General features: G+C 65.9%; 19 protein-coding genes. 8 read left to right on the top strand and 11 right to left on the bottom strand.

The features are described from left to right. Nucleotides 1–21: 21 nt before the first annotated feature. The 10 genes from A6A04_RS06720 to A6A04_RS06675 form a co-directional block, all read right to left on the bottom strand. Complete coding sequence (locus A6A04_RS06720) at nt 22–381, bottom strand: phasin family protein (protein WP_068491141.1); 360 nt, start codon at nt 379–381, stop codon at nt 22–24. A gap of 185 nt (nt 382–566) precedes the next feature. Then, on the bottom strand, nt 567–998 hold the full coding sequence (locus A6A04_RS06715) for a CBS domain-containing protein (RefSeq protein WP_068491139.1): 432 nt from the start codon (nt 996–998) through the stop codon (nt 567–569). Between the two features lie 148 nt (nt 999–1,146). Further along, on the bottom strand, nt 1,147–2,523 hold the full coding sequence (pgmG, locus tag A6A04_RS06710; protein WP_068491137.1) for a phosphoglucomutase/phosphomannomutase PgmG: 1,377 nt from the start codon (nt 2,521–2,523) through the stop codon (nt 1,147–1,149). A 1-nt stretch (nt 2,524) separates the two neighbouring features. After that, nucleotides 2,525–4,153 carry an alpha-D-glucose phosphate-specific phosphoglucomutase gene (locus A6A04_RS06705; RefSeq protein WP_068491135.1) on the bottom strand — a complete coding sequence of 543 codons (1,629 nt, stop codon included), beginning with the start codon at nt 4,151–4,153 and terminating at the stop codon, nt 2,525–2,527. A 112-nt stretch (nt 4,154–4,265) separates the two neighbouring features. Then, nucleotides 4,266–4,634, bottom strand: coding sequence for an HVO_A0114 family putative DNA-binding protein (locus tag A6A04_RS06700; RefSeq protein WP_068491133.1), 369 nt, complete (start codon nt 4,632–4,634; stop codon nt 4,266–4,268). Next, nucleotides 4,631–4,918 carry a toxin-antitoxin system TumE family protein gene (locus tag A6A04_RS06695; protein ID WP_068491131.1) on the bottom strand — a complete coding sequence of 96 codons (288 nt, stop codon included), beginning with the start codon at nt 4,916–4,918 and terminating at the stop codon, nt 4,631–4,633. The genes A6A04_RS06700 and A6A04_RS06695 overlap by 4 nt, the downstream gene beginning before the upstream one ends. Nucleotides 4,919–4,962: 44 nt before the next feature. Continuing rightward, on the bottom strand, nt 4,963–6,270 hold the full coding sequence (locus A6A04_RS06690; RefSeq protein ID WP_068491129.1) for a UDP-glucose dehydrogenase family protein: 1,308 nt from the start codon (nt 6,268–6,270) through the stop codon (nt 4,963–4,965). Nucleotides 6,271–6,290: 20 nt separating this feature from the next. Then, nucleotides 6,291–7,163 carry a UTP--glucose-1-phosphate uridylyltransferase GalU gene (galU, locus tag A6A04_RS06685; protein ID WP_068491127.1) on the bottom strand — a complete coding sequence of 291 codons (873 nt, stop codon included), beginning with the start codon at nt 7,161–7,163 and terminating at the stop codon, nt 6,291–6,293. A 96-nt stretch (nt 7,164–7,259) separates the two neighbouring features. Further along, nucleotides 7,260–8,066 (bottom strand): division plane positioning ATPase MipZ, encoded by an 807-nt coding sequence (locus tag A6A04_RS06680; RefSeq protein ID WP_068491125.1) that lies wholly within the window; start codon nt 8,064–8,066, stop codon nt 7,260–7,262. Nucleotides 8,067–8,178: 112 nt separating this feature from the next. After that, nucleotides 8,179–10,224 carry a molybdopterin oxidoreductase family protein gene (locus A6A04_RS06675; protein ID WP_068491123.1) on the bottom strand — a complete coding sequence of 682 codons (2,046 nt, stop codon included), beginning with the start codon at nt 10,222–10,224 and terminating at the stop codon, nt 8,179–8,181. Nucleotides 10,225–10,355: 131 nt separating this feature from the next. On the opposite strand from A6A04_RS06675, the gene A6A04_RS06670 reads away from it, so the two are divergent. The 6 genes from A6A04_RS06670 to A6A04_RS06645 all read left to right on the top strand — a co-directional run bounded on the left by A6A04_RS06670 (nt 10,356) and on the right by A6A04_RS06645 (nt 16,756). Beyond that, complete coding sequence (locus A6A04_RS06670; RefSeq protein WP_068491121.1) at nt 10,356–11,477, top strand: NAD(P)/FAD-dependent oxidoreductase; 1,122 nt, start codon at nt 10,356–10,358, stop codon at nt 11,475–11,477. A gap of 116 nt (nt 11,478–11,593) precedes the next feature. After that, nucleotides 11,594–12,826 (top strand): hypothetical protein, encoded by a 1,233-nt coding sequence (locus A6A04_RS06665; RefSeq protein ID WP_068491118.1) that lies wholly within the window; start codon nt 11,594–11,596, stop codon nt 12,824–12,826. A 90-nt stretch (nt 12,827–12,916) separates the two neighbouring features. After that, on the top strand, nt 12,917–14,116 hold the full coding sequence (locus tag A6A04_RS06660; protein ID WP_068491116.1) for an ATP-binding protein: 1,200 nt from the start codon (nt 12,917–12,919) through the stop codon (nt 14,114–14,116). A gap of 7 nt (nt 14,117–14,123) precedes the next feature. Then, nucleotides 14,124–15,779 (top strand): AMP-binding protein, encoded by a 1,656-nt coding sequence (locus A6A04_RS06655; RefSeq protein WP_068491115.1) that lies wholly within the window; start codon nt 14,124–14,126, stop codon nt 15,777–15,779. Between the two features lie 45 nt (nt 15,780–15,824). Then, on the top strand, nt 15,825–16,163 hold the full coding sequence (locus tag A6A04_RS06650; protein WP_068491112.1) for a hypothetical protein: 339 nt from the start codon (nt 15,825–15,827) through the stop codon (nt 16,161–16,163). Between the two features lie 233 nt (nt 16,164–16,396). Then, nucleotides 16,397–16,756, top strand: coding sequence for a hypothetical protein (locus A6A04_RS06645; RefSeq protein WP_068491111.1), 360 nt, complete (start codon nt 16,397–16,399; stop codon nt 16,754–16,756). Nucleotides 16,757–17,192: 436 nt separating this feature from the next. Here the strand turns inward: A6A04_RS06645 and lepA are convergent, their stop codons facing one another. After that, nucleotides 17,193–18,995, bottom strand: coding sequence for a translation elongation factor 4 (gene lepA / locus A6A04_RS06640; protein ID WP_068491108.1), 1,803 nt, complete (start codon nt 18,993–18,995; stop codon nt 17,193–17,195). A gap of 135 nt (nt 18,996–19,130) precedes the next feature. Here lepA and A6A04_RS06635 point away from each other — a divergent pair, with 135 nt between their 5' ends. Both A6A04_RS06635 and lpxC read left to right on the top strand, forming a co-directional pair. Beyond that, nucleotides 19,131–20,753, top strand: a complete 1,623-nt coding sequence (locus tag A6A04_RS06635; protein ID WP_156612500.1) for a fused MFS/spermidine synthase — start codon at nt 19,131–19,133, stop codon at nt 20,751–20,753. A 152-nt stretch (nt 20,754–20,905) separates the two neighbouring features. Continuing rightward, on the top strand, nt 20,906–21,889 hold the full coding sequence (lpxC, locus tag A6A04_RS06630; RefSeq protein WP_407670246.1) for a UDP-3-O-acyl-N-acetylglucosamine deacetylase: 984 nt from the start codon (nt 20,906–20,908) through the stop codon (nt 21,887–21,889). Nucleotides 21,890–21,960 lie beyond the last annotated feature (71 nt).

Here is a 21,960-nt window from a genome sequence, read left to right as displayed (position 1 = left end):
GAGTGAGCCCCTTGAAGAAAGTTAGGCGGCGACCTTGGTCAGAGCCTGGAACGCGGCGAAACGGGCGTTCAGGGGCTCGAAGGCAGCGGTCAGGGCCGAGGTGGCCAGTTCGGCGATCTTGCGACCGTCGACGATGGCGGTCTCGATGGACTCGCGGGCCAGCTTGCCCTGCAGGTCGACCAGCTCGGTCGGGCTCTTCACGGAGAAGAGAGCCTTCACGGCGGCGTCGGCCTTCTCGACATTCTTGGCAACCACGGCCTGCTGGGCCTTGGCGATTTCCTCGAACGCCTTCACGGTGGCGGCGCTGGACTTGGCGATGGCATCGGCGTTGTCCTTGGACAGCGAAACCAGCTTGTCGAAACCTTCGATCTTGAAGCTCATGGGATGACCCTTTCTGATTTGGTGACGCGCGTTGTGCGCTGCAACATGAGAAGCAATCTACTCGCTTTCTGTTGCAGTGCAACATGATTTTTGCAGCGCAGCAAAAGAGTCGCGCATAGGGCCATGCCAAAAACGCAGACGCCCCCGGAACCCTAAGGCTCCGGGGGCGTCAAGACATTGAAATATCAGCGGGTCGCGGCGAAGTCGCGCAGCACGCTCATCTCCAGCTGGGCTTCATGCAGGCGGAAATTCACCGCGTCGCCGATGGAGACGATGCCCAACAGCTCGTCCTTTTCCACCACCGGCAGGTGGCGGATACGGCGCTCGGTCATCACTTCCATGATGGCCTTGACCGAGTCGCCGGGGGCGCAGGTGACCACCGGGCTCGACATCACGTTCCGCACCGCCATTTCCAGCGCGCCCTTGCCGTACTGGGACAGGCCCTTGACGATGTCGCGCTCGGACAGCACGCCCACCAGCTTGCCCTTGGCATCGCAAACCACGGCGACGCCGACCTTCTTGTTGGTCAGCAGATTGGCGGCATCGGCCACCGAATGTTCCGGCCGCACGGTGAAAACGTTGCTGCCCTTGGTCTTGAGAATGGCTTCAACGGACATCGATGGTCCCCCTTTGGACTGTAAAACGCGAATTCATTGTTCTCGAGCGAGCGCAAAACGACACTTCAACCCGGCTTTGCCACAGAATGGTCCCGAATCCGAATAAGTTCAACGTTCAACTCGGCACCGGGCATGCGTAATGCGGGGGTCAGACCGGCGGGGTGACGCCGCTGGCCGCCAGTTGCGCTTCCAGGGCAAGACGCAACTGCTTCAGCCCATGGGCCGAAGCCGCCTCACAGCGGGCCACCAGCACCGCCTGGGTATTGGAGGCCCGCAGCAACCACCAGCCATCCGCCGTATCCACCCGGACGCCGTCGATGGCGTTGAAGGTGGCGCCCGCCGCTTCCAGCCGGGCCTTGACCTCGGCCACCACCGCGAATTTGCGGGTATCGGGGCAGTCGAAGCGCATTTCCGGGGTATTGACCATATGCGGCAGCCGGTCGCGGCGATGGGCCAAGGTTTCCCTGTCCCAGCGCGCCACGATGCCCAGCAGCCGCACGGCGGCATACAGGGCGTCGTCGAAACCGTAATAGCGGTCGGCGAAGAAGATGTGGCCGCTCATCTCGCCCGCCAGGGGGGCCTTGATCTCGGCCATCTGGGTCTTGATCAGGGAATGGCCGGTACGCCCCATCACCGGCTTGCCGCCCAGGCGCGCCACCTCGTCGAAGAACACCTTCGACGCCTTGACATCGGCGATGATGGTAGCGCCGGGCAGGGTCTTCAGCAGGTCCTCGGCCAGGATCACCAGGATCTGGTCGCCCCACAGGATGCGGCCCTCGCCGTCCACCACGCCGATGCGGTCGCCGTCGCCGTCGAAGGCGATGCCGAGATGGGCGCCCTCGGCCAGCACGGTGTCTTGCAGCGCAACCAGGTTATGGGGCTCGGTGGGATCGGGGTGGTGATTGGGGAAGCGGCCGTCGATCTCGCCATACAGCACCCGGTGGGTGCCGGGCAGGCGCTTGACCAGTTCGGCCAGCACCTCGCCGGTGGCGCCGTTGCCGCAGTCCCACACCACCTTGAGGTCGCGGGCGCCGTCATAATCCTGGGCCAGCCGGGCGACGTATTCGTCGAACACCCGGTCCTCGACCACATGGCCCGCGCCGCTCTCGAAATCCCCGGCGCTCGCCATGGCCCCCAGGCCCTGGATATCGGGGCCGAAGAACGGCCGCCCCGCCAGCACCATCTTGAAACCGTTGTGGTTGGGCGGATTATGGCTGCCGGTGATCATGATGCCGCCATCGGCGTCCCGCGCCTTGGCGGCGTAATAGAGCATGGGCGTCGGGCCGCGCCCGATGCTGCGCACCGAACAGCCCGCCTCCACCAATCCCTTGGTCACCGCCTCGGCCATCTCCGGGCTGGACAGGCGCCCGTCCCAGCCGACGCAGACCACGCTGCCGCCGTTGCGGCGCACCCGGGTGCCGAAGGCGCGGCCGATGGCCCTGGCATCCTCAGCGAACAAAGTCTCGCCGACGATGCCGCGAATGTCGTATTCGCGCAGGATGGTGGAGTGGAAGCTGTGGGTCATGTCAGGTAATCACCGTCGGTTCCGTGCGGCCCGTGCGGGCCTCGATCTGGGCCAGATCGCGGGCAATACTGATCAGATCGGCCAGGGCGACCTGGGGATCAAGATGGTGCTTGGCGGCATCGGGCTCATAACGTTCGATATAGACCCGCAGCGTGGCGCCCTCGGTGCCGGTGCCCGACAGGCGGAACACCACCCGCGAGCCGTCCTCGAACACCACCCTGATGCCCTGCTTTTTCGAGACCGAGCCGTCCACCGGATCGGTATAGGCGAAATCGTCGTTGAAGGCGACGCGATAGGCGCCCAGGGTCTGGCCCTTGAGCGAAAGCGAGCGCAGATGCTCCATCAGCCCCTCGGCGGCGGCGGAATCGATGCCTTCATAGTCGTGGCGGGAATAGACGTTGCGGCCGTAGTCCTGCCAGTGCGCCGTGACGATCTCGGCGACGCTTTGCTTGCGCACCGCCAGCACGTTCAACCAGGCCAGCACCGCCCACAGCCCATCCTTCTCGCGCACATGGTCGGAGCCGGTGCCGAAGCTTTCCTCGCCGCAGAAGGTGGCCTTGCCCGCGTCTAGCAAGGTGCCGAAGAACTTCCAGCCGGTGGGGGTCTCCCAGGCCGGGATGCCCAGCCTGGCGGCGACCCGGTCGGGGGCGGCGCTGGTGGGCATGGACCGGGCGATGCCCTTCAGGCCCGCCTTGTAGCCGGGGCACAGAGTGGCATTGGCCGCCAGCACCGCCAGGGAATCCGACGGCGTGACGTAGAAATCGCGCCCCAGGATCATGTTGCGGTCGCCGTCGCCATCAGAGGCAGCGCCGAAGTCAGGGGCGCCCGCGCCGGTCAGCGCCGCCACCAGATCATGGGCATGCACCAGATTGGGGTCGGGATGGCCGCCGCCGAAATCCTCCAGCGGCACGCCGTTCATCACCGTGCCCGCGGGCGCGCCCAGGCGGTGTTCCAGGATTTCCACGGCATAGGGGCCGGTGACCGCGTGCATGGCGTCGAACTTCATGCGGAACCCGGCCTTGAAGGCAGCGCGGATGGCGTCGAAATCGAACAGGCTTTGCATCAGCTCGGCATAGTCGGCGACGGAATCGAAGACCTCGACCACCATCTCGCCCAGGTGTTGCTCGCCCAGGCGATCAAGGTCGAGATCGGCGGCGTCGAGGATGCGGTATTGGGTGATCTTCTCCGAGCGGGCGAAGATGGCCTCGGTGATGGCCTCGGGGGCGGGGCCGCCCGCCGGGATGTTGTACTTGATGCCGAAATCTTCCGTGGGGCCGCCGGGATTGTGGCTGGCCGACAGGATGATGCCGCCGAAGGTCTGGTATTTGCGGATGACGCAGGAGGCGGCGGGGGTGGAGAGAATGCCCCCCCGGCCCACCATCACCTTGGCGAAGCCGTTGGCGGCGGCCATCTTCAGGATGGTCTGGATGGCGGTGCGATTGTGATAGCGGCCGTCGCCGCCCACCACCAGGGTCTTGCCCGCGATGTCGCCAATGGAATCGAACACCGACTGGACGAAATTTTCCAGGTAATGGGCCTGGGCGAACACCGCCACCTTCTTGCGAAGCCCGGACGTCCCCGGCTTCTGGCCGGAAAAGGGCGTGGTGGCAACGGTCTTGACGGTAGCCATGGCGGCGATCTCCCTCGATCCATATACGCTTGGTAGGTGTCGCCGAAGCGCGGGCGGGTGTCAATGGCGGCGGGACGGCCTCACTCAATCGGCCGGGGGCGGCTGGGTGTTACTACTCCGCCGCCCGGGGCGGCGTCAGGGTGATGGAAGTGTGGATTTCGTCGTAATCGGCCCGCCAGGCATCGTCGCGGCGTTCCACCAGCCCCACCGCCGCCAGGGCGGCCAGGTCCTCGTGTACCCGTTTGTAGTCACGGCCGATGTCGCGGGCCAAGGCCCGGATGCTGGTCGCCGGATGCTGATGAAGATGCTGGAGCAATTCGTGGCGCTTGTCGGTCATTACCGCCGCCAGGGCCGACCAACTGACGAAGGTGATGGTTTCAGTGGCCTCGACCGCGTCGCCCCGTTCCGCCTTCGCCCAGGCGTCACCAAAGCGTCGCGCCGCGTCCTTCAGGCTGCCTCCGACCTCGACCCGCTTGATCATGGCGTCCTCCGCAACTCTTCCACCTCGGCGACGAAGCGCTCCAGCAGGTTGTCCATGGAGACGAAGGCGAAGCTCTCCTCGCGGCCGTCCCGGTGCCGATGGTCGCCCTTGCCGCGCTCATTGTCGTAGCCGAGCACACGGACACCATCAACGATGTAGACGAGGCTGTATTTGAAACCGTGGGAGGATGGCGGCAACGGCGACGGCAGACGCCAAGCCACCATCTCCACCAGGGAACCGTCGGGAAAGACGACTCGTTCGCGGATCAGCAGGCTCGCCTTCATGATGGCGAATTATGCCATCATGAAGGCGATGGCGTCAAATGCCATCAGGGGCGGCCGATGCTGGTATAGGTAAAGCCCAGCTCCACCATCTCGTCGGGGGCGTAGATATTGCGCAGATCGACGATGGCGGGCGACTTCAGCGCCGCCTTGACCTTCTTGAGGTCGAGGGCGCGGAACTCGTTCCACTCGGTGATGATGACCAGGCAGTCGGCCCCGCCCATGGTGGCGTAGGCGTCGTTGCAGTACTGCACGGCGGCGGGCAGCATCTTGGCCGCCTCCTTCATGCCCTCGGGATCGAAAGCCTTCACCACCGCCCCCTTGTCGATCAGGGCGGCGACGATGTCGATGGCGGGGGAATCGCGCATGTCGTCGGTATTGGGCTTGAAGGTCAGGCCGAGCACGGCCACGCTCTTGCCCTGGACCGAGCCGCCGCAGGCGGCGACCACGCGGTCGGCCATCTGCTTCTTGCGCTGGTCGTTGACCGCCACCACCGTCTCGATGATCTTCAGCGGCGCGTCGAAATCGCGGGCGGTCTTGACCAGGGCCAGGGTGTCCTTGGGGAAGCACGAACCGCCATAGCCGGGACCGGGATGCAGGAATTTCTTGCCGATACGGCCGTCCAGGCCGATGCCCCGGGCCACGTCGTGGACGTCGGCGCCCACCTTCTCGCACAGATCGGCGATCTCGTTGATGAAGGTGATCTTGGTGGCGAGGAAGGTGTTGCCAGCGTATTTGATCAATTCTGAGGTGCGGCGCGAGGTGAAGACGATGGGGGTCTCGATCAGGAACAGCACCCGATAGAGCTGCTTCATCACCTTGCGGGCGCGCTCGGACTCGGTGCCGATCACCACCCGGTCGGGGCGCATGAAGTCATTGATGGCCGAGCCTTCGCGCAGGAATTCCGGATTGGAGACCACGTCGAACTCGGCATCGGGGCGCCGCGCCCGGATGATGCGCTCGACCTCGTCGCCGGTGCCCACCGGCACGGTGGACTTGGTCACCACCACGGTATAGCCGTCCATGGCGTCGGCGATTTCCTCGGCCGCCGCATAGACATAGGACAGGTCGGCATGGCCGTCGCCGCGCCGCGACGGCGTGCCCACGGCGATGAACACCGCGTCGGCGCCCTTGACCGCGCCTTTCAACTCGGTGGTGAAGGTCAGGCGCCCGGCGTCCACATTGGCGGCCACCATCTCGTCCAGGCCCGGCTCGTAGATGGGCATGACGTTCTCGCCCAGCAACTCGATCTTGCGGGCGTCCTTGTCGACGCAAACCACGTCGATGCCGAACTCCGAGAAACAGGTCCCCGACACCAGGCCCACATAGCCGGTGCCGATCATGGCGATGCGCATGACGCTTCAGTCCTTAACGGTTAGCCGTGAAAACGGGTGATCAGTTCGCGGGCGGCCTCGGCCATGTCGTCACGGGCCAGGGCGAAGGCCAGATTGGCCTCCAGCCAGCCCACCTTGTCACCGCAATCGAACCGCTGGCCCTCGAAACGCAGGCCGTGGAAGGGCACCATGCCGATGGTCTGGCTGATGGCGTCGGTCAACTGGATTTCGCCGCCGGCGCCCTTTTCCTTCTTGTCCAGCACGTCGAACACCGCCGGATGCAGGATGTAGCGGCCGATGATGGAGAGCGTCGAGGGCGCCACTTCCGGATCGGGCTTTTCCACCAGGCCCTTGGCCTTGGCGAGGCGGCCGTTGTCGAATTCCACGTCCAGGATGCCGTAGCGCTTGGTGTGCTCGCGCGGCACGTCGGAGACAGCGACCACATGGCCGCCCACCTCGGTGTGCACGGCGGCCATCTGCTTCAGACAGGCGGTCTTGGACAGGATCAAATCGTCGGGCAGCAGCACGGCGAAGGGCTCGTCGGCCACCAGATCGCGGGCGCACCACACGGCATGGCCCAGGCCCAGCGGCTCGCTTTGCCGGGTATAGGAAATCTGGCCGGACTTGGGCATCCAGCTGGTGACCGCCTCGACCAGATCGAACTTGCCGCGATCCTTGAGCGTGCGCACCAGTTCGGGATTGTTGTCGAAATGGTCTTCCAGCGCGTTCTTGCCGCGACCGGTGACGAAGATGAAATGCTCGCATCCGGCCGCCGCGGCTTCCTCGACCGCGTACTGGATCAGCGGCTTGTCCACCACCGGCAGCATTTCCTTGGGCATGGCCTTGGTGGCGGGCAGGAAACGGGTGCCCATGCCACCCACCGGAAACACCGCCTTACGCACGCGACGCGCCATCCTTGGACCTCCTTGACAGGGCATACAGCCGATGGCGGGAGTATTGCCACGACGGCGCCCCCGACGCAATCGCGGCTTATACTTCCCCGATCTTGTTCAGGCCGCCCCGATCTTGTTCAACCCGATGGCATCCACCAGGGTCCGCAGTTCCTGGCGGGCGGCCACGTGACTCATATTGAACTCGAAGCCCATGATCTTCTTACGCAAATCCAGCAGGGTGAGGCCTTCCAGGAACATGGAGCGGTAGATCACCCGCTCGCCCAGGCCGGGGATGACGCGGAATCCGACACGCTTGGCCAGATCGGCCAGCAGCTTTTCCATGTCGCGCTTGTTGCGGGCGTCCAGGTTGGACAGGCGGTTGCGCAGCACGATCCAGTCCACCACCGCCATCTCGCCCCGAAGGGCGCGGGCCTTCTTGGTCTCCCACACCATCTCGGAATAATGGCTGGGGCGGCGGATCTTCATGCTGCCCGGCTCCACTAGCGCCAGCACGTCCAGATCCACCAGGGAATCGTTCAAGGGCGTCACCAAGGTGTCGGCGAAGGAATGCCCCAGACGCGACAGGTAATGATCGGAACCGGGGGTGTCGATCACCACCACGTCATGGGCGCTAGCCATGCGGGCGAAAGTCTCGTTCAGCCGGGCCTCGTCGGCGGCGCGGTCGTCGGTGGGCGGCAGCGCCACATGGTCGGGCAAGGGCAGGCCCAGCTCGGCCAGGTCCTTGCGCGCCTCGCGGTTCTTCAGGTAGCGGGTCAGGGTGGCCTGGCGGGCGTCCAGGTCGATGCTGCCCACCGACAAGCCCTTTTCCAGCAGGCTGATGATCAGATGCATGGAGACGGTGGACTTGCCCGTCCCCCCCTTCTCGTTGCCGACCACCACGATATGGGCGCGTTTGTTCTTCATAAATCAGTCCTTTGTTGCCCCTCAATCGCCGGGCGGCGACTTCCCGTCGCCTTGGCTTGCGCGGCACGAGCCGCGCCGGCCCTTGGCCGCAACTCCTCGCCAATGAAAGATTTCATTGGCTCGTCACTTGTTTGAGCCAGATCTTGGTGTCGTGGAACACGGCGCCACCCGCCGGACGGGCGGCGTCGGAGCTGGTCAGGTGGTTGATGCCGCGGCCCTCGACGAAGCAGTCGTCCGGCCAGATGCTTTCGACCGCCACCACCCCCGGCGCGATGCCGTCGGTGGCCTGGACATGCACCACCACCGAACCCTTGTCATTGCCCAGGCGAACCGGATCGCCGGTCTTCAGCCCCAGGGCCTCGGCATCCCCGGCATGGACCAGGGCGGTGGGCCGTCCGGCCTGGGCGCGCGAGGTCGGGGTCTCGGTGAAGCTGGAATTGAGGAAATGGCGCGACGGCGGCGTGATCAGGCGGAAGGGATGCTCGGCATCGGCCTCGTCGGTCACGGCGTAATGGTCGGGCAGTTCCGGCAGAGCGGGATCGTTCCAATCGGGGGCGAAGCGGAAACGGCCGTCGGCATGGCCGAAGCCCGAGAGGAAATGGGCGTCGTCGAACACCTTGGAGCAGTTGAGCCAGCCCATGGCGTGCAGCTCCGAGGCCTTGGGCAGCTCCGAGGCGTCCAGCACCTGATCGATCATCTCCCACGCATCCATCTCGAAACCGGGATGCGCCGCGCCGAGCCGGGGTGCCAGGGCGTTGATGACATCATGATTGGAACGGGCCTCGCCCAAAGGCGCGATCACCGGCTTGGCCACCTGCAGGAAGGTATGGCCATAGGCGGTGTACAGGTCGTGATGTTCCATGCTGGTGGTGGCGGGCAGCACGATGTCGGCGAAGCGGGCGGTGGCGGTCATCACCTGCTCATGAACGGCCAGGAACAGGTCGTCGCGGGCAAGACCCCGGCGCACCAGGGCGCTGTCGGGCGCCACCAGGGCCGGGTTGGAATTCTGCACCAGCATGGCGGTCACCGGCGGCCCGTCCCCCAGATCGGCGGGATCACCGGTCAGCACCGGGCCGATGCGGCTCATATCCAGCACGCGCGGTTTGCGGTCGGGCACGTCGAGACCGTCCAGCAAAGTGCGGGCGATGTCGAACACGCCGCTGGTGCTTTGCACGGCGCCGCCGCCCTTGTGCTTCCACGCCCCGGTGACAGCGGGCAGGCAACTGGCGGCATGCATGTTGACGGCGCCGTTGCGCGACCGGGTGAAGCCATAGCCCAGCCGCAGATAGGAATTGGGCACCGAGCCGTACAGCGCCGCGAAAGCCTCGATCTCGGCCACCGTCAGGCCGGTGATGGGGGCGGCCCAGGCGGGACCGCGATCCCTCAGATGGGCTTCCAGCCGCTCGGGGCAGTCGGTGTAGCGCGCCAGATAGTCGCGATCGGCCAGATTGTCGCGGAACAGCACATGCATCACCGCCGAGGCCAGGGCGCCGTCACTGCCCGGCCGCAGCATCAGATGCAGGTCCGCCTTCTCGGCGGTGGGGGTGCGATAGGGGTCCACCACCACCAGCTTGGCGCCATTGGCGGTCTTGGCCTGCTTGATCAGCCCCATCAGCTGCACCTGGGTGGCGGCGGGGTTGGCGCCCCAGATGACGATCAGGCCGCTATGGGCCATTTCCTGGGGCGGCACCCCCCATTTGGAGCCCACCCCGGCGGCCCATCCGGCGCTGGAGGAGGCGGCGCAGATGGTCTTCAACTGGCCGGAATAGCCCATGATCCGCCGCAGCCGGTTGATGCCCGCCTGCTGTACATGGCCCATGGTGCCGCCGTAGAAATAGGGCCACACCGTTTCCGGCCCCAGCCGGGCGCTGGCGTCCTTGAAGCGGGAAGCGATCTCGTCCAGGGCCTCGTCCCAGCCGATGCGCTCGAAGCGTCCCTCGCCCTTGGCTCCCACCCGGCGCAAGGGGTGCAGCACCCGGTCGGGATGGTGAACCCGCTCGGCATAGCGCGCCACCTTGGCGCAGATCACCCCGTTGACATAGGGCATGGCGCCGCCACGCACCCGGCCGATCCGGTCCTCGGCCAGGATCTCCACCTCCAGCGAACAGGCGCTGGGGCAATCATGGGGGCAGACGGAGGGACGGGTTTCCACGCTCACGGATGTTCGCCTTGTGTTGCTATTCGTCGGCCGGACTCTAGCCTTGCCGAAGCCCCGACGCAACGACCATCCGGCTTTCCCCTCCTTGCGTCGGATGCTATGCTTCGCGACATCTAGAGGTAACGCAGCCCATGGGAAACAACGTGTTGACGGAAGCGGAGGCCGAACGGGTCGATGCCGTGGTGATCGGCGCGGGGGTGGTGGGTCTGGCCGTCGCCCGCCAATTGGCCCTGGCGGGGCGCGAGGTGCTGGTGCTGGAGGCCGAGGGCCGGATCGGCGCAGGTATCTCGTCGCGCAACAGCGAGGTGATCCATGCCGGCATGTACTATCCCAAGAGCAGCCTGAAGGCGCGACTGTGCGTGGCGGGCAACCGCATGTTGCGCGACTACGCGCGCGACCGAGGCGTCACCCACAAGATGGTGGGAAAGCTGATCGTCGCCACCGACGAGGCCGAGGCCAAGGCATTGGACGGCATCCTGGCCAAGGGTCTTGATAACGGCGTCGAGGGGCTGCACGCCATTCCGGCCTCCGAGGCCCGCGCCCTGGAGCCCGAACTCGACTGCGTCGCCGCCCTGTTCTCGCCCGCCACCGGCATCGTCGACACCCATGGATTGATGCTGGCGCTGCAGGGCGAGGCCGAGGCCAAGGGCGCCTCCGTCGTCTTCATGTCGCCGGTGACGGCGGGCCGCGCCGCCGAGGGCGGCCATCTGCTGGCGGTGGGCGGGGTCGAGCCCATGACCCTGCTGGCGAAAAGCGTGGTGGTGGCCGCCGGCCTGTCGGCCCCTGCCCTGGGAACCGCGCTGGGCCTCCGCGAGGTTCCGCCCGCCCATCTGTGCAAGGGCAATTATTTCGGCCTGACCGGCAAGACCCCGTTCACCCGGCTGGTCTATCCGGTACCGGTGGCCGCCGGGCTGGGGGTGCATTTCACCCTGGACCTGGCCGGTCGCGGCCGCTTCGGCCCCGATGTGGAATGGGTCGAGCACGAGGATTACGTGGTCGATCCCCGCCGGGGCGATTCCTTTTATGCCGCCATCCGCCGCTATTGGCCGGGGCTGAAGGACGGGGCGCTGGAACCCGCCTATGCCGGGATCCGCCCCAAGATCCAGGCCGAGGGCGAGCCCGCGCGGGATTTCGTCATCCACGGCCCGGCCCAGACCGGCGCGCCGGGGGTGGCGGCGCTGTACGGTATCGAAAGCCCGGGCCTGACCTCGTGTCTGGCCATCGCCCGGCTGGTGGGGGAGATGCTGGCATGAAGAGGCGGCCGTGTCATTCCGACGACCATCGGGAGGAGGAATCTCGTTCTGGAACGGCTTTTCCCATATGGCTCCGTCGCGTCGGACGGAGATCCCTCGGCTTCGCTCGGGATGATATGAAATCCCATGCCAGAGGGTTGGCCTTAGCTTTTCTCGGCATGGTGCTGTTGACCGCCTTTCCCGCCGCCGCGCTGGACAAGCCCCGCGACTTCGTGCCCCCGCCCATCGAGCGCATTCCCAATTTCCGCGAACAGACCCGTGACGTGATCCTGGAATTGGCGCGCTATGCCAAGAAGCGCAATCCCTCCTTCCAGGTGCTGATGCGGGGCGGCCCGGAACTGCTGGTCAAGGGCGAGATCGAGGTGGAGTGGGAAGACATCCGCGATCCCCAGGGCACCAATTTCATCAAGCGCCTGCCGCTGCGCGCCCACTACCGCCAGCTGATCCAGACCCTGGACGGCGTGGTGATGGAAGGCCTGTATTGCGGTCCGTTCAAATTCGACAAGCCCCTGGCCGAGGTGATCAAGGAGCGCCTGGGCCTGGATGCCGAGCTGGATCGGGAACGGCGCCAGGGCATCCATCGGCCGCCGGTCCCCATCGAGATGGGGCCGTTCAGCAACGATCCCGCCGAGGAACTGCGCAAATCAGCCGAGATCCGGCTGAAGCAGATGCGCGCCGAACAGCAGCGCCGCATGACCTATGCGGTCAACGCCATGCGCGCCGAGGGCCGCAACATCCTGGCGCTGGATTTCTGCCCCACCGCCGCCGAGACCGAGGCCGCCTTCCGCGCCGGGGCCCGCGACAAGGCCCCCGCCTTCGCCAGGACCGGCGAATCCATATTGGACGAGGCGCCGCGCACCCATCCCGCCTTCGAGAATCCGGCCGAGGTCCTGACCATCGCCAATGTGCGCAACTGGCTGCCGGTGCTGCGCTCGGACAAGTTCGGCACCAAGGGCAAGTTCATCGAGGCATTGGCCGCCACCAACTACGACCTGGTGGTGGTGGACGTGGCCCATCGCAGCAGCGAACTGCTGGTGAAGAACGATATCGCCCGGCTGAAATACAAGAAGCTGGGGCCGCGCCGCCTGGTGATGGCCATCATGCCCATCGGCCGGGCCTATGACTGGCGCTGGTACTGGATGAAGGACTGGGACGTGGGCAATCCCGCCTTTGTCTTCGCCCATGACGAGACGCCGGGCACCTTCATCACCGACACCGGCAGCGGCGAATGGCGCGGCCTGCTGGGCAAGTATCTGGCCGGAATCATGGATCTGGGCTTCGACGGCGTCATCTTCGACGATGTCGGCACCTATTTGTGGTTCGAAGAGCTGATGCCGCTGGGAAACTGACGGCGAGGACCCGGCTTGGCCGCCATTGTGATTCGAGCAATGTTATGCCACCTTATCGAATTAGGATAAACTTGCATAAGGTCAGTTGAATTGGACCCGCGCGCCAATCCCTATGCCCCCGGAGCCGGATACCCACCGCCGGAACTCGCGGGCCGGGACGAGGTCATCAACAAGGCGGCCATCTCGTTGGATCGCACCAAGAACCGCCGTTCGGCGCGCGGCTGCATCTTCTACGGGCTGCGTGGCGTCGGGAAGACCGTGCTGCTGAACAAGATTCGCCAGGATGCCGAAGCCGAAGGCATGGCAATCGTCAGCATAGAAGCTCCGGAAGATCGGTCGCTGCCGGGCATTCTCATTCCCGCGCTGCGGGCGACCCTGCTCAGGCTGAATCGAGGCGAGGCCGCGAAGACCGCCGTTTCCAATGCGATCAGAACCCTGGCAAGCTTTGCCAAGGCCATGAAGGTCCGATACCAGGACATCGATATCAGCTTCGATGCGGCGCCCGAGCCCGGTGCCGCGGATAGCGGCGACCTGGAAAGCGACCTGGGGGAACTGCTGATGGCGGTCGGAGACGCCGCGGTCGAGCGCAAGACCGCCGTCGTCATGGCCATCGACGAACTTCAGTATGTTCCCGAGGAACAGCTGGCCGCGCTGATCGCCGCCCTGCACAAGGTCAACCAGCGGCAATTGCCGGTCACGATCATGGCGGCGGGCCTGCCGCAACTGGTCGGTCAATCGGGACGCGCGAAATCCTATGCCGAGCGCCTGTTCGAATTCGTTCCCATCGATCGTCTGGATGAGGTCGCGGCCACCGCCGCGCTCTGCCGTCCGGCGGAACGGGAGGGTGTCAGCTTCACCGATGACGCCATTGGGGAAATATTGAAGCAGACGCGCGGCTATCCATATTTTCTGCAGGAATGGGGCAAGCATAGCTGGGATATCGCCACGTCATCGCCGATTTCCGGCGATGACGCCCGGGCCGCCTCGATCGCGGCGCTGGCGCAATTGGACGCCAGCTTCTTCCGTGTCCGCTTCGACCGCCTCGCCCCCGCCGAAAAACGCTATATGCGGGCCATGGCCGATCTGGGACCGGGGCCCCACCGATCCGGCGACATCGCCGAGCGGCTCGGCAAGAAGGTCACCACCGTGGCTCCCATCCGCAGTTCGATGATCGGCAAAGGCATGCTCTACAGCCCCAGCCATGGGGACACGGCCTTCACCGTGCCTCTGTTCGACGGCTTCATGCGCCGCATCATGCCGCCGCCATTCGACGGCAACGGCGCCTCGTGACCCGATCATGCTGAACAATCCCCGCAGCTACGAGGAAGCCTGCCGAACCTTCCGCTGGAAGATTCCCGATCGCTACAACCTCGCCTTCGACGTCTGCGACCGCCAGACCATGGCCGGGGCCGATGGCCATCGCACCGCCCTGATCGTCGAGGGTCCCGACGGAACCAGCGAGCGCTATACCTTCCATGTACTGCGGCTGCTGGCCAACCGGCTGGCCAATGTGCTGCAGGCCTGGGGCGTCACCCCTGGCGATCGGGTGGCGCTGGCGCTGCCCGCCGGGCTGGAAGCCGCCGTGGCGCTGCTGGCCGTAACCCGCATGGGCGCCGTGGCCGTGCCGATTCCCACCAATCTGGGCGCCGAGCCTTTGGGATGGCGGCTGAGCGACAGCGGCGCCCAAGTGGCGGTGGTGGACGCCGAACTGCTGCCCGCCCTGGACCTGATCCGCTCCGGCCTGACGGCCCTGGCCCGGGTGCTGGTACCCAATGCCGCCGCCCCGGGAACCACCGAATTCTGGTCCGAGATGGAACGGGCCTCGGACGCCTTCGCGCCCCTGGTCACGCCCGCCGGCCATCCGGCCTTCATCTTCTATCCCCCCGATGGCTGCGGCAAGCCGCCCGGCGCGGTTCTGCCCCACCGCGCCATGGCGGGCGGGCTGCCCGCGGTGGAGATGTCGCTGAGTTTTTTCCCCCAGTTCGGCGACGTGGCCTGGACCTCGGCCGACTGGATGAGTGCCGAGGCCCTGTTTCGCGCCGTTCTGCCCGCCTGGCACCACGGCGTGCCGGTGGTCGCCACTCCCGGCCCCTTCGACCCGGCCCGAGCCCTGGACTCCCTGTCGCGCCACGGCGTGCGCGCCGCCTATGTTCCCCCCGCCCATCTGGCCCGCCTGGCCGAGGCGGCGTCAGGTCGCCCCCATGCCATGCCCCGTGCCCTGGCCAGTGGTCCCGCCCCCTTGGACGAAGCCCTGCACGAAGCGGTGATCAAGGCCTTCGGCATTCATGCCAACGAGGCCTGGGGGGTGATCGAGACCGGGGCGGTGGCGGCCAATCTGGCCGGTCTGATGGAATTGCGGCCCCCCTCGCCGGGGCGCACCGCGCCGGGCCTCACCATCGAAGCGGTGGATGATCGTGGCCGGGTGCTGAAAGCGGGCGAGCGCGGCGTTCTGGCGGTATCGCCCAACGCACCGGGCAGCTTCCTCGGCTATTGGGGCGATCGGGTGGAGGGACCGGCGCGGCGCGGCGGCGGCGGCTGGATGCTGACCGGCCGCCTGGGGGTGCGCGACCTGGACAACTATATCTGGCCGGAACCCCTGGCCCTTTCCGACGACACCGTCATGACCACCGAGGGACCAACCCGCCTCGGCGCGGTGGAAGCGGTGCTCAACCTCCACCCCACCGTATCGGCGGCGGGCGTGGTGGAATGGCCCGAGGGCGAGTTGCGCGCCTTCGTCCAACCCCGGGGCTTGGCCACCCCCGCCCTGCTCGACGAGGTCGGCGCCTGGGCCCGCTTGCGCCTGGGCACCGCCGGAAGCCCCCGGCGCCTGGAACTGATCGAGACGCTGCCCCTGGCGGTGGACGGCAGCGTGCTGCGGGCGGAGCTGCTGGCCCGGGCACCCCGGATCGATGCCCCCACCGCCGAGGACCGCTGGCGGCCTCAACGAAAATGAAACCATTTCCCGGATAGGCTGAGGTCGATCCGGGAAAGGGAAGCCATGGCCGCAATCGGCGACACCATCACCCTTGATGACCATCAGCAGGCCGCCTTTGACGGCATGTGCAGCATCATCGATACCGTCGAGGACGGCATCGAACTGCTGACCCGCACCCAGGACCTGGTGAATATCTTGCTGCGCCGCGCCTCTGACCAGGACTTGCGCGACCACACCCTGGGGGAAGTTTCCCGCTTCTTCCTCGGCATCATCAAGGCCAGCGATCTGTCGCCCGAATACCGTATCCGCCGACTGCGCCAATTCGCCAAGGCGACCTTGCACCTGCTGCTTTCAAAACGGCCGCACCAACCCCGGCCCGAACACCCGCCCCCGCCTTCCTGATCATTCAACCCAAGATTCAAGTTGCATTTTAGCTGGGTTTGTGGGCACTTTATAGCCTGTGCCAGAAGGTATCAGCCAAGGGGTGTGCGGAAATGCTCATCCCTGCGCACAGACACACATCCAGATAGGAGGGCAGAATGTCCACCTCGATTGCAGCCAGTATTGGCCCCCGCGCGTCAGGTCCCGAGAGCCTAAGCCCTTCGCATCCCCCCGTGCAGCAGCACGAGGAAGAGGTGAAGAAGGAAAATCCGTCTCCGGCCGAGGCCATCGCCTTCACCACCCCGGTCATCAAGGTCGACAACAACACCGGCTTGGCATTGCTGGTGGTGCGTGACGGCTCGACCGGCGAAGAATTGGACCAGTATCCGTCCAAGAAGGTGGTCGAGGAATACCAGCGCGTGCAAGGCAGCACCCCCGCCCCGACGCCAGCGACCGACTCGTCGGCTCCGGCTGATGGCGGTGCCGCACTTGCCGCCGGTGCCGTGGTTCCGCCCGTTGCGGTTGCCGCTCCGCCTGTGAGCCCGGCCACCGGCGACGCCCGGACCACCACGACGGTATCGACCAGTTCCGGTGTAAAGCCGGTAACCAACTGACAGACGTCTTCACCGCGTTGGTGAGGAACGGAGCGATGGCCCGCCACTGATCGGTGGCGGACCGTGGTGTCGTTCCGTTCGACGCGACGAAGCGTGCTGCCGCACCGGATTCCCGGCCGCTCGCCGGGGATGGCGGTTCAACTCAGCCCGCGCGCTCCATGGCGCGTCGGGCCGGTGGTGCTGGGGGAAAGATGCTCCCGTGAAGAGATGCGGGCGAGGCGCCCGCGCTCCCATGGCACCAAGAGGCTTCCTTTTCATTCGTCATCACCGGGCTCCGTCCCGGTGATCCACGCGGCCCCGCCTGAACGCCTTGAAAAGCAATGAGTTCGGCGGATGGGCATGACCGAAAAGAAGGGCGGCGGCCGACTCCGCCTCCTTGGTGCCTTGGTGGTAAATCCCGTTTCGAGAACGACCCCCGCGCTCCGAGCCTTCGGCGTCAGTCGTCACCCATCTTGAGGGCGGCGAGGAAGGCGCTTTGCGGAATTTCCACCTTGCCGAACTGGCGCATGCGCTTCTTGCCTTCCTTCTGCTTCTCCAGCAGCTTCTTCTTGCGGGTGGCGTCGCCGCCATAGCATTTGGCGGTCACGTCCTTGCGCAGCGCGCTGATGCTCTCGCGCGCCACGATGCGCCCGCCGATGGCGGCCTGGATGGCGATCTGGAACATCTGGCGCGGAATCAGCTCCTTCAGCCGCTGGCAGATGCCGCGTCCGCGTGATTCGGCATTGGCCTTGTGGACCACGAAGGACAGGGCGTCCACCGGTTCGGCATTGACCAGGATCGAGACCTTGACCAGATCGGATTCGGCGTAACTGTCGACCTCGTAATCGAAGCTGGCATAGCCGCGCGAGATGGATTTCAGCCGGTCGTAGAAATCGAACACCACCTCGTTGAGCGGCAGCTTGTAGACCGCCATGGCGCGCTGGCCGGCATAGGTGAGGTCGATCTGCTGGCCACGGCGATCGGTGCACAGGGTCAGCACCGGCCCCAGATATTCGTCGGGAACCATGATGGTGGCCTTGATCCAGGGCTCTTCCATATGGTCGATGCGGGCGGGATCGGGCATGTCGGCGGGGTTGTGCAACTCGTGCATCTCGCCATTGGTCAGGTGGACGCGATAGACCACGCTGGGGGCGGTGGTGATGAGGTCCAGATTGAATTCGCGCTCCAGGCGTTCCTGGATGATTTCCAGATGCAGCAGGCCGAGGAAACCGCAGCGGAAGCCGAAGCCCAGCGCCGCCGAGGTCTCGGGCTCGTACTGGAAGCTGGCGTCGTTGAGGCGCAGCTTGGCGAGGGAGTCGCGCAGATCCTCGTAATCGGCGGCGTCGATGGGGAACAGGCCGCACCACACCACCGGCACGCTGGGCTTGAAGCCGGGCAGCGGCGTCTCGGCGGGCTTCTTGTCGTCGGTGACGGTGTCGCCCACCTTGGTATCGGCCACCGCCTTGATGGCGGCGGTGAAGAAGCCCATCTCGCCGGGCTTCAATTCATTGCACTGGACGATTTTGGGGGTGAAATAGCCCACCGAATCCACCTGATAGGCGATGCCGGTGGCCATCATGCGGATCTTCTGGCCCTTCTTCAGGACGCCGTGCTTGATGCGCACCAGGATGATGACGCCGAGATAGGGGTCGTACCAGGAATCCACCAGCAGCGCCTGCAAGGGCGCGCTCTCGTCGCCCTCGGGGGCGGGCAGGCGGGTGACCAGGGCTTCCAGCACGTCGCCGATGCCCAGGCCGGTCTTGGCCGAGATCATCACCGCGTCGGTGGTGTCCAGGCCGATGACGTCCTCGATCTGCTGCTTGATCCGCTCGGGCTCGGCGGCCGGCAGGTCGATCTTGTTGAGCACCGGCACCACTTCGTGCCCGGCATCCAGGGCGTGATAGACATTGGCCAGGGTCTGGGCCTCGACGCCCTGAGAGGCATCCACCACCAGCAGCGAGCCCTCGCAGGCGGCCAGCGAGCGCGAGACCTCGTAGGCGAAGTCCACATGGCCGGGCGTGTCCATCAGGTTCAGCTGATAGGTCTTGCCGTCCTTTGCGGTATAGGACAGGCGCACCGTCTGGGCCTTGATGGTGATGCCGCGTTCACGCTCGATATCCATGGAATCGAGAATCTGCTCTTTCATGTCGCGCGCCTCGATGGCGCCACAGGCCTGGATCAGCCGGTCGGCCAGGGTGGATTTGCCGTGGTCGATATGGGCGACGATGGAGAAATTGCGGATATGGTCGAGCTTGGTCATCGGGGCATGAATCCTAAAGTTGCCGGACCATAATGCGGAGCGCGGATTTTTGGAAGAGAGGAGCGTGATCGCAGGCCAATCGCCCGGACGCCAAGGTCATGGTAGATTGCGCCGCTCGCGGCCGGGGAGAGAGCAATGACGACCGAGAGAGTGTTCATTTTCCTGACCGGCGCCGCCGTTCTGGCGTTGGAACTGATTTCGTCGCGGGCGCTCAATCCGTTCTTCGGCGTCGCCCTGTATATCTGGACCGGTGTCCTGTCCACCACCCTGGTGTTTCTGTCGGTGGGCTATTATCTCGGCGGCCGCCTCGCCAGGGATCTGGACAGCAAGACCCTGACGGCGAGCTTCCACGCCCTGATCGCCGCATCGGGCTTGGCGCTGGCGGTGTCCGTCCACATCTACCCGGTGGTGCTGGGGCCCCTGGCCCGCTTCAGCCTGGTGCTGGGCAGCTTCGCCGCCTGCGCCGTCATCCTGTGCGTGCCGCTGATCGCCCTGTCCGCCCTCAATCCCCTGCTGGTGGCGCTGGAGCGCCGCAATGGCCCCGGAAGCGGCGAGTCCGACGATGCCGGGGCCGGAATCATCTTCTTCATCAGCACATTGGGATCGGTGGCCGGGGTCAGCCTGGCCGCCTTCGTCCTGATCGCCCATTGGAGCAACCGCGAAAGCATCGCCCTCATCGCCCTGTCCCTGGCGGTCATGGCCGTGGCCGGCGCCCTGGCGCGACGGAAGCATCTGGCCCGGGGGCCGTTCACCGCCGTGCTGGTCCTGGCGCTGCTGGGCGGCATGGCCGCCGCCGCCGTCCTGGTGGAGGCCAGCCGGGCTTCCGTCGAGGTGACGGACGGCCAGCGTCGCCGCTGGTCGATCCTGGCCGAACGTCCGACCCCCTTCGGCACCCTGAAGGTGGCCCGCGTCACCGCGCCCGACGGCACCACCATGACAAGGCTGCTGAATGTGGGGGAATCCATGAACGGATTCCTGCCCGGCGGCGAGTCCTCGTATCTGTTCACCTACATGATCGGCGCCGGGACCCGGCCGCTGGTGGACAGCCCCCGCCGCGCCCTGGTGCTGGGCTTCGGCGCCGGAGTGGTTCCCTCCTATTTCGCATCCCAGGGCGCCCAGGTGGACGCCGTGGAGATCAACCCCGAGATGGAGCGCCTCGCCCGGGATCATTTCGGCTTTCGGCCTCGGCCCGATATCCGGGTCGTCACCGCCGATGCCCGCACCTTCGTCCAGGGCTGTCGCGGCGAGTATGACGTGGTCAGCATCGACCTGTTCTTCGGCGACGGCATCCCCGAGCATCTGACCACCCGGGAATTCTTCGCCGATGTGCGCAACTGCCTGGCCCCCCAGGGCGTCATTGCCATGAACAGCCTGTTCGTGTTCGAGAACACCACCTATTACCGCCATCTGGTGGCGACCATGGTGTCGGTGTTCGGCGCAGTCGCCCTGCTGGAAGAACCCCAGGGGCCGGGGGCGGCGGGGACCAATTATTTCATTTATGCCAGGAAGGACGGCGGCGGCTTCGACGCTTTCGCAGCTCCGCTGGCGCGACCCTCGGGAACACCCGCCCCCATCTTCGAGTCCATGGTGAAGACCATGAAAACCGCCCGGGTGATCCAGCCGGGATCGCCATTCATCGCCGGGATTCCCGTCGTCCGCGACGAAACCAACCCCATGGCCATGGTGGGGATTCCGCTCCAGACCATCTATCGGGTCTCCATCGTGACCTACACCCCCGACGCCATCCTGGTGGACTGAATGTTTCACGGCCCATGCCGCAGTGTAACATTTGGCAATAATGATTGATTTGAGCCCTGGACGCCCCCCTGGTAGACCTGTGAGCGTGAAATGAAAGCCCGCCCGGAACCATCGGTTCCGGTCAAGGTCAAAGGGGAACAGGCGTGAATCAGATCGTTGCCCATCTGCTGCCGGGGACCACTCCCGCCACCGCCGTCTCCGATGCATCCGCCATCCGCTCCCGCACCCTGAAGACCGCCATCGGCTGCACCGGCGTCGGCCTGCATTCCGGCGCCAAGGTCACCATGGTGCTGCATCCCGCCGAAGCCGGAACCGGCATCCGCTTCCGCCGCGTCGATATCGCGGGCGCCGGCGCCATCGTTCCCGCCCATTGGTCGGCGGTGCATGACACCCGCATGAATTCCTGCCTGCGCAACGACGACGGCGTGGTGGTCGGCACGGTCGAGCATCTGATGTCCGCCCTGGCGGGCATGGGCATCGACGACTGCCTGATCGAGATCAACGGGCCGGAAGTGCCGGTGATGGACGGTTCCGCCGCCCCCTTCCTGTTCCTGATCGAATGCGCCGGTGTGGTCGAGCAGGCCACTCCCCGCCAGGCCATCAAGGTGCTGAAGCGGGTGACGGTGAAGGATGGCGACCGCATGGCCTCGCTGACCCCGTCCTCTGGCTTCTCCATCCGCTTCGAGATCGATTTCGGCGCCACCGCCATCTCGCGCCAGGAATTCTTCGTCAACCTGTCGCGCGGTTCGTTCAAGTCCGAGATTTCCCGGGCGCGCACCTTCGGCTTCGAGCAGGAAGTGGCCTATCTCCGCGCCAACGGCCTCGCCCGTGGCGGCTCGCTGGACAACGCGGTGGTGATCGACTCCACCGGCACCCGGGTGCTGAATGACGACGGCCTGCGCTATGGCGACGAATTCGTCCGTCACAAGGTGCTGGACGCGGTGGGTGACCTGTATCTGGCCGGTGCTCCGATCCTGGGCCATTTCCACGGCGTGCGCTCGGGCCATGCCCTGAACAACCAGCTGCTGCGCGCCCTGTTCGCCGACCAGACCGCCTGGACGTTCGCCACCATCCAGCCGGGTTCGGCCGCCGCCCCCTTCGCGGCCCAGCCGCAGCGGGCCGCCCTGTCCGCCTGATTTTGCCCTTTCCAGTTTACGACCCCCAAGGTCCTCCCCGCTTCGGCGGGGAGCTTTTTTCGGCACCCGCG

The organism is Paramagnetospirillum marisnigri (assembly GCF_001650715.1).
Taxonomy (GTDB): domain Bacteria; phylum Pseudomonadota; class Alphaproteobacteria; order Rhodospirillales; family Magnetospirillaceae; genus Phaeospirillum; species Phaeospirillum marisnigri.
The sequence above is the reverse complement of the archived record's forward strand: the minus strand, read 5'-3'. Positions and strand labels throughout refer to the sequence as shown.

Coding starts and splice junctions, on each gene's coding strand:
- A6A04_RS06720 (WP_068491141.1), bottom strand. CDS start 381: ATGAGCTTCAAGATCGAAGGTTTCGACAAGCTGGTTTCGCTGTCCAAG.
- A6A04_RS06715 (WP_068491139.1), bottom strand. CDS start 998: ATGTCCGTTGAAGCCATTCTCAAGACCAAGGGCAGCAACGTTTTCACC.
- pgmG (WP_068491137.1), bottom strand. CDS start 2,523: ATGACCCACAGCTTCCACTCCACCATCCTGCGCGAATACGACATTCGC.
- A6A04_RS06705 (WP_068491135.1), bottom strand. CDS start 4,153: ATGGCTACCGTCAAGACCGTTGCCACCACGCCCTTTTCCGGCCAGAAG.
- A6A04_RS06700 (WP_068491133.1), bottom strand. CDS start 4,634: ATGATCAAGCGGGTCGAGGTCGGAGGCAGCCTGAAGGACGCGGCGCGA.
- A6A04_RS06695 (WP_068491131.1), bottom strand. CDS start 4,918: ATGAAGGCGAGCCTGCTGATCCGCGAACGAGTCGTCTTTCCCGACGGT.
- A6A04_RS06690 (WP_068491129.1), bottom strand. CDS start 6,270: ATGCGCATCGCCATGATCGGCACCGGCTATGTGGGCCTGGTGTCGGGG.
- galU (WP_068491127.1), bottom strand. CDS start 7,163: ATGGCGCGTCGCGTGCGTAAGGCGGTGTTTCCGGTGGGTGGCATGGGC.
- A6A04_RS06680 (WP_068491125.1), bottom strand. CDS start 8,066: ATGAAGAACAAACGCGCCCATATCGTGGTGGTCGGCAACGAGAAGGGG.
- A6A04_RS06670 (WP_068491121.1), top strand. CDS start 10,356: ATGGGAAACAACGTGTTGACGGAAGCGGAGGCCGAACGGGTCGATGCC.
- A6A04_RS06665 (WP_068491118.1), top strand. CDS start 11,594: ATGAAATCCCATGCCAGAGGGTTGGCCTTAGCTTTTCTCGGCATGGTG.
- A6A04_RS06655 (WP_068491115.1), top strand. CDS start 14,124: ATGCTGAACAATCCCCGCAGCTACGAGGAAGCCTGCCGAACCTTCCGC.
- A6A04_RS06650 (WP_068491112.1), top strand. CDS start 15,825: ATGGCCGCAATCGGCGACACCATCACCCTTGATGACCATCAGCAGGCC.
- lepA (WP_068491108.1), bottom strand. CDS start 18,995: ATGACCAAGCTCGACCATATCCGCAATTTCTCCATCGTCGCCCATATC.
- A6A04_RS06635 (WP_156612500.1), top strand. CDS start 19,131: ATGACGACCGAGAGAGTGTTCATTTTCCTGACCGGCGCCGCCGTTCTG.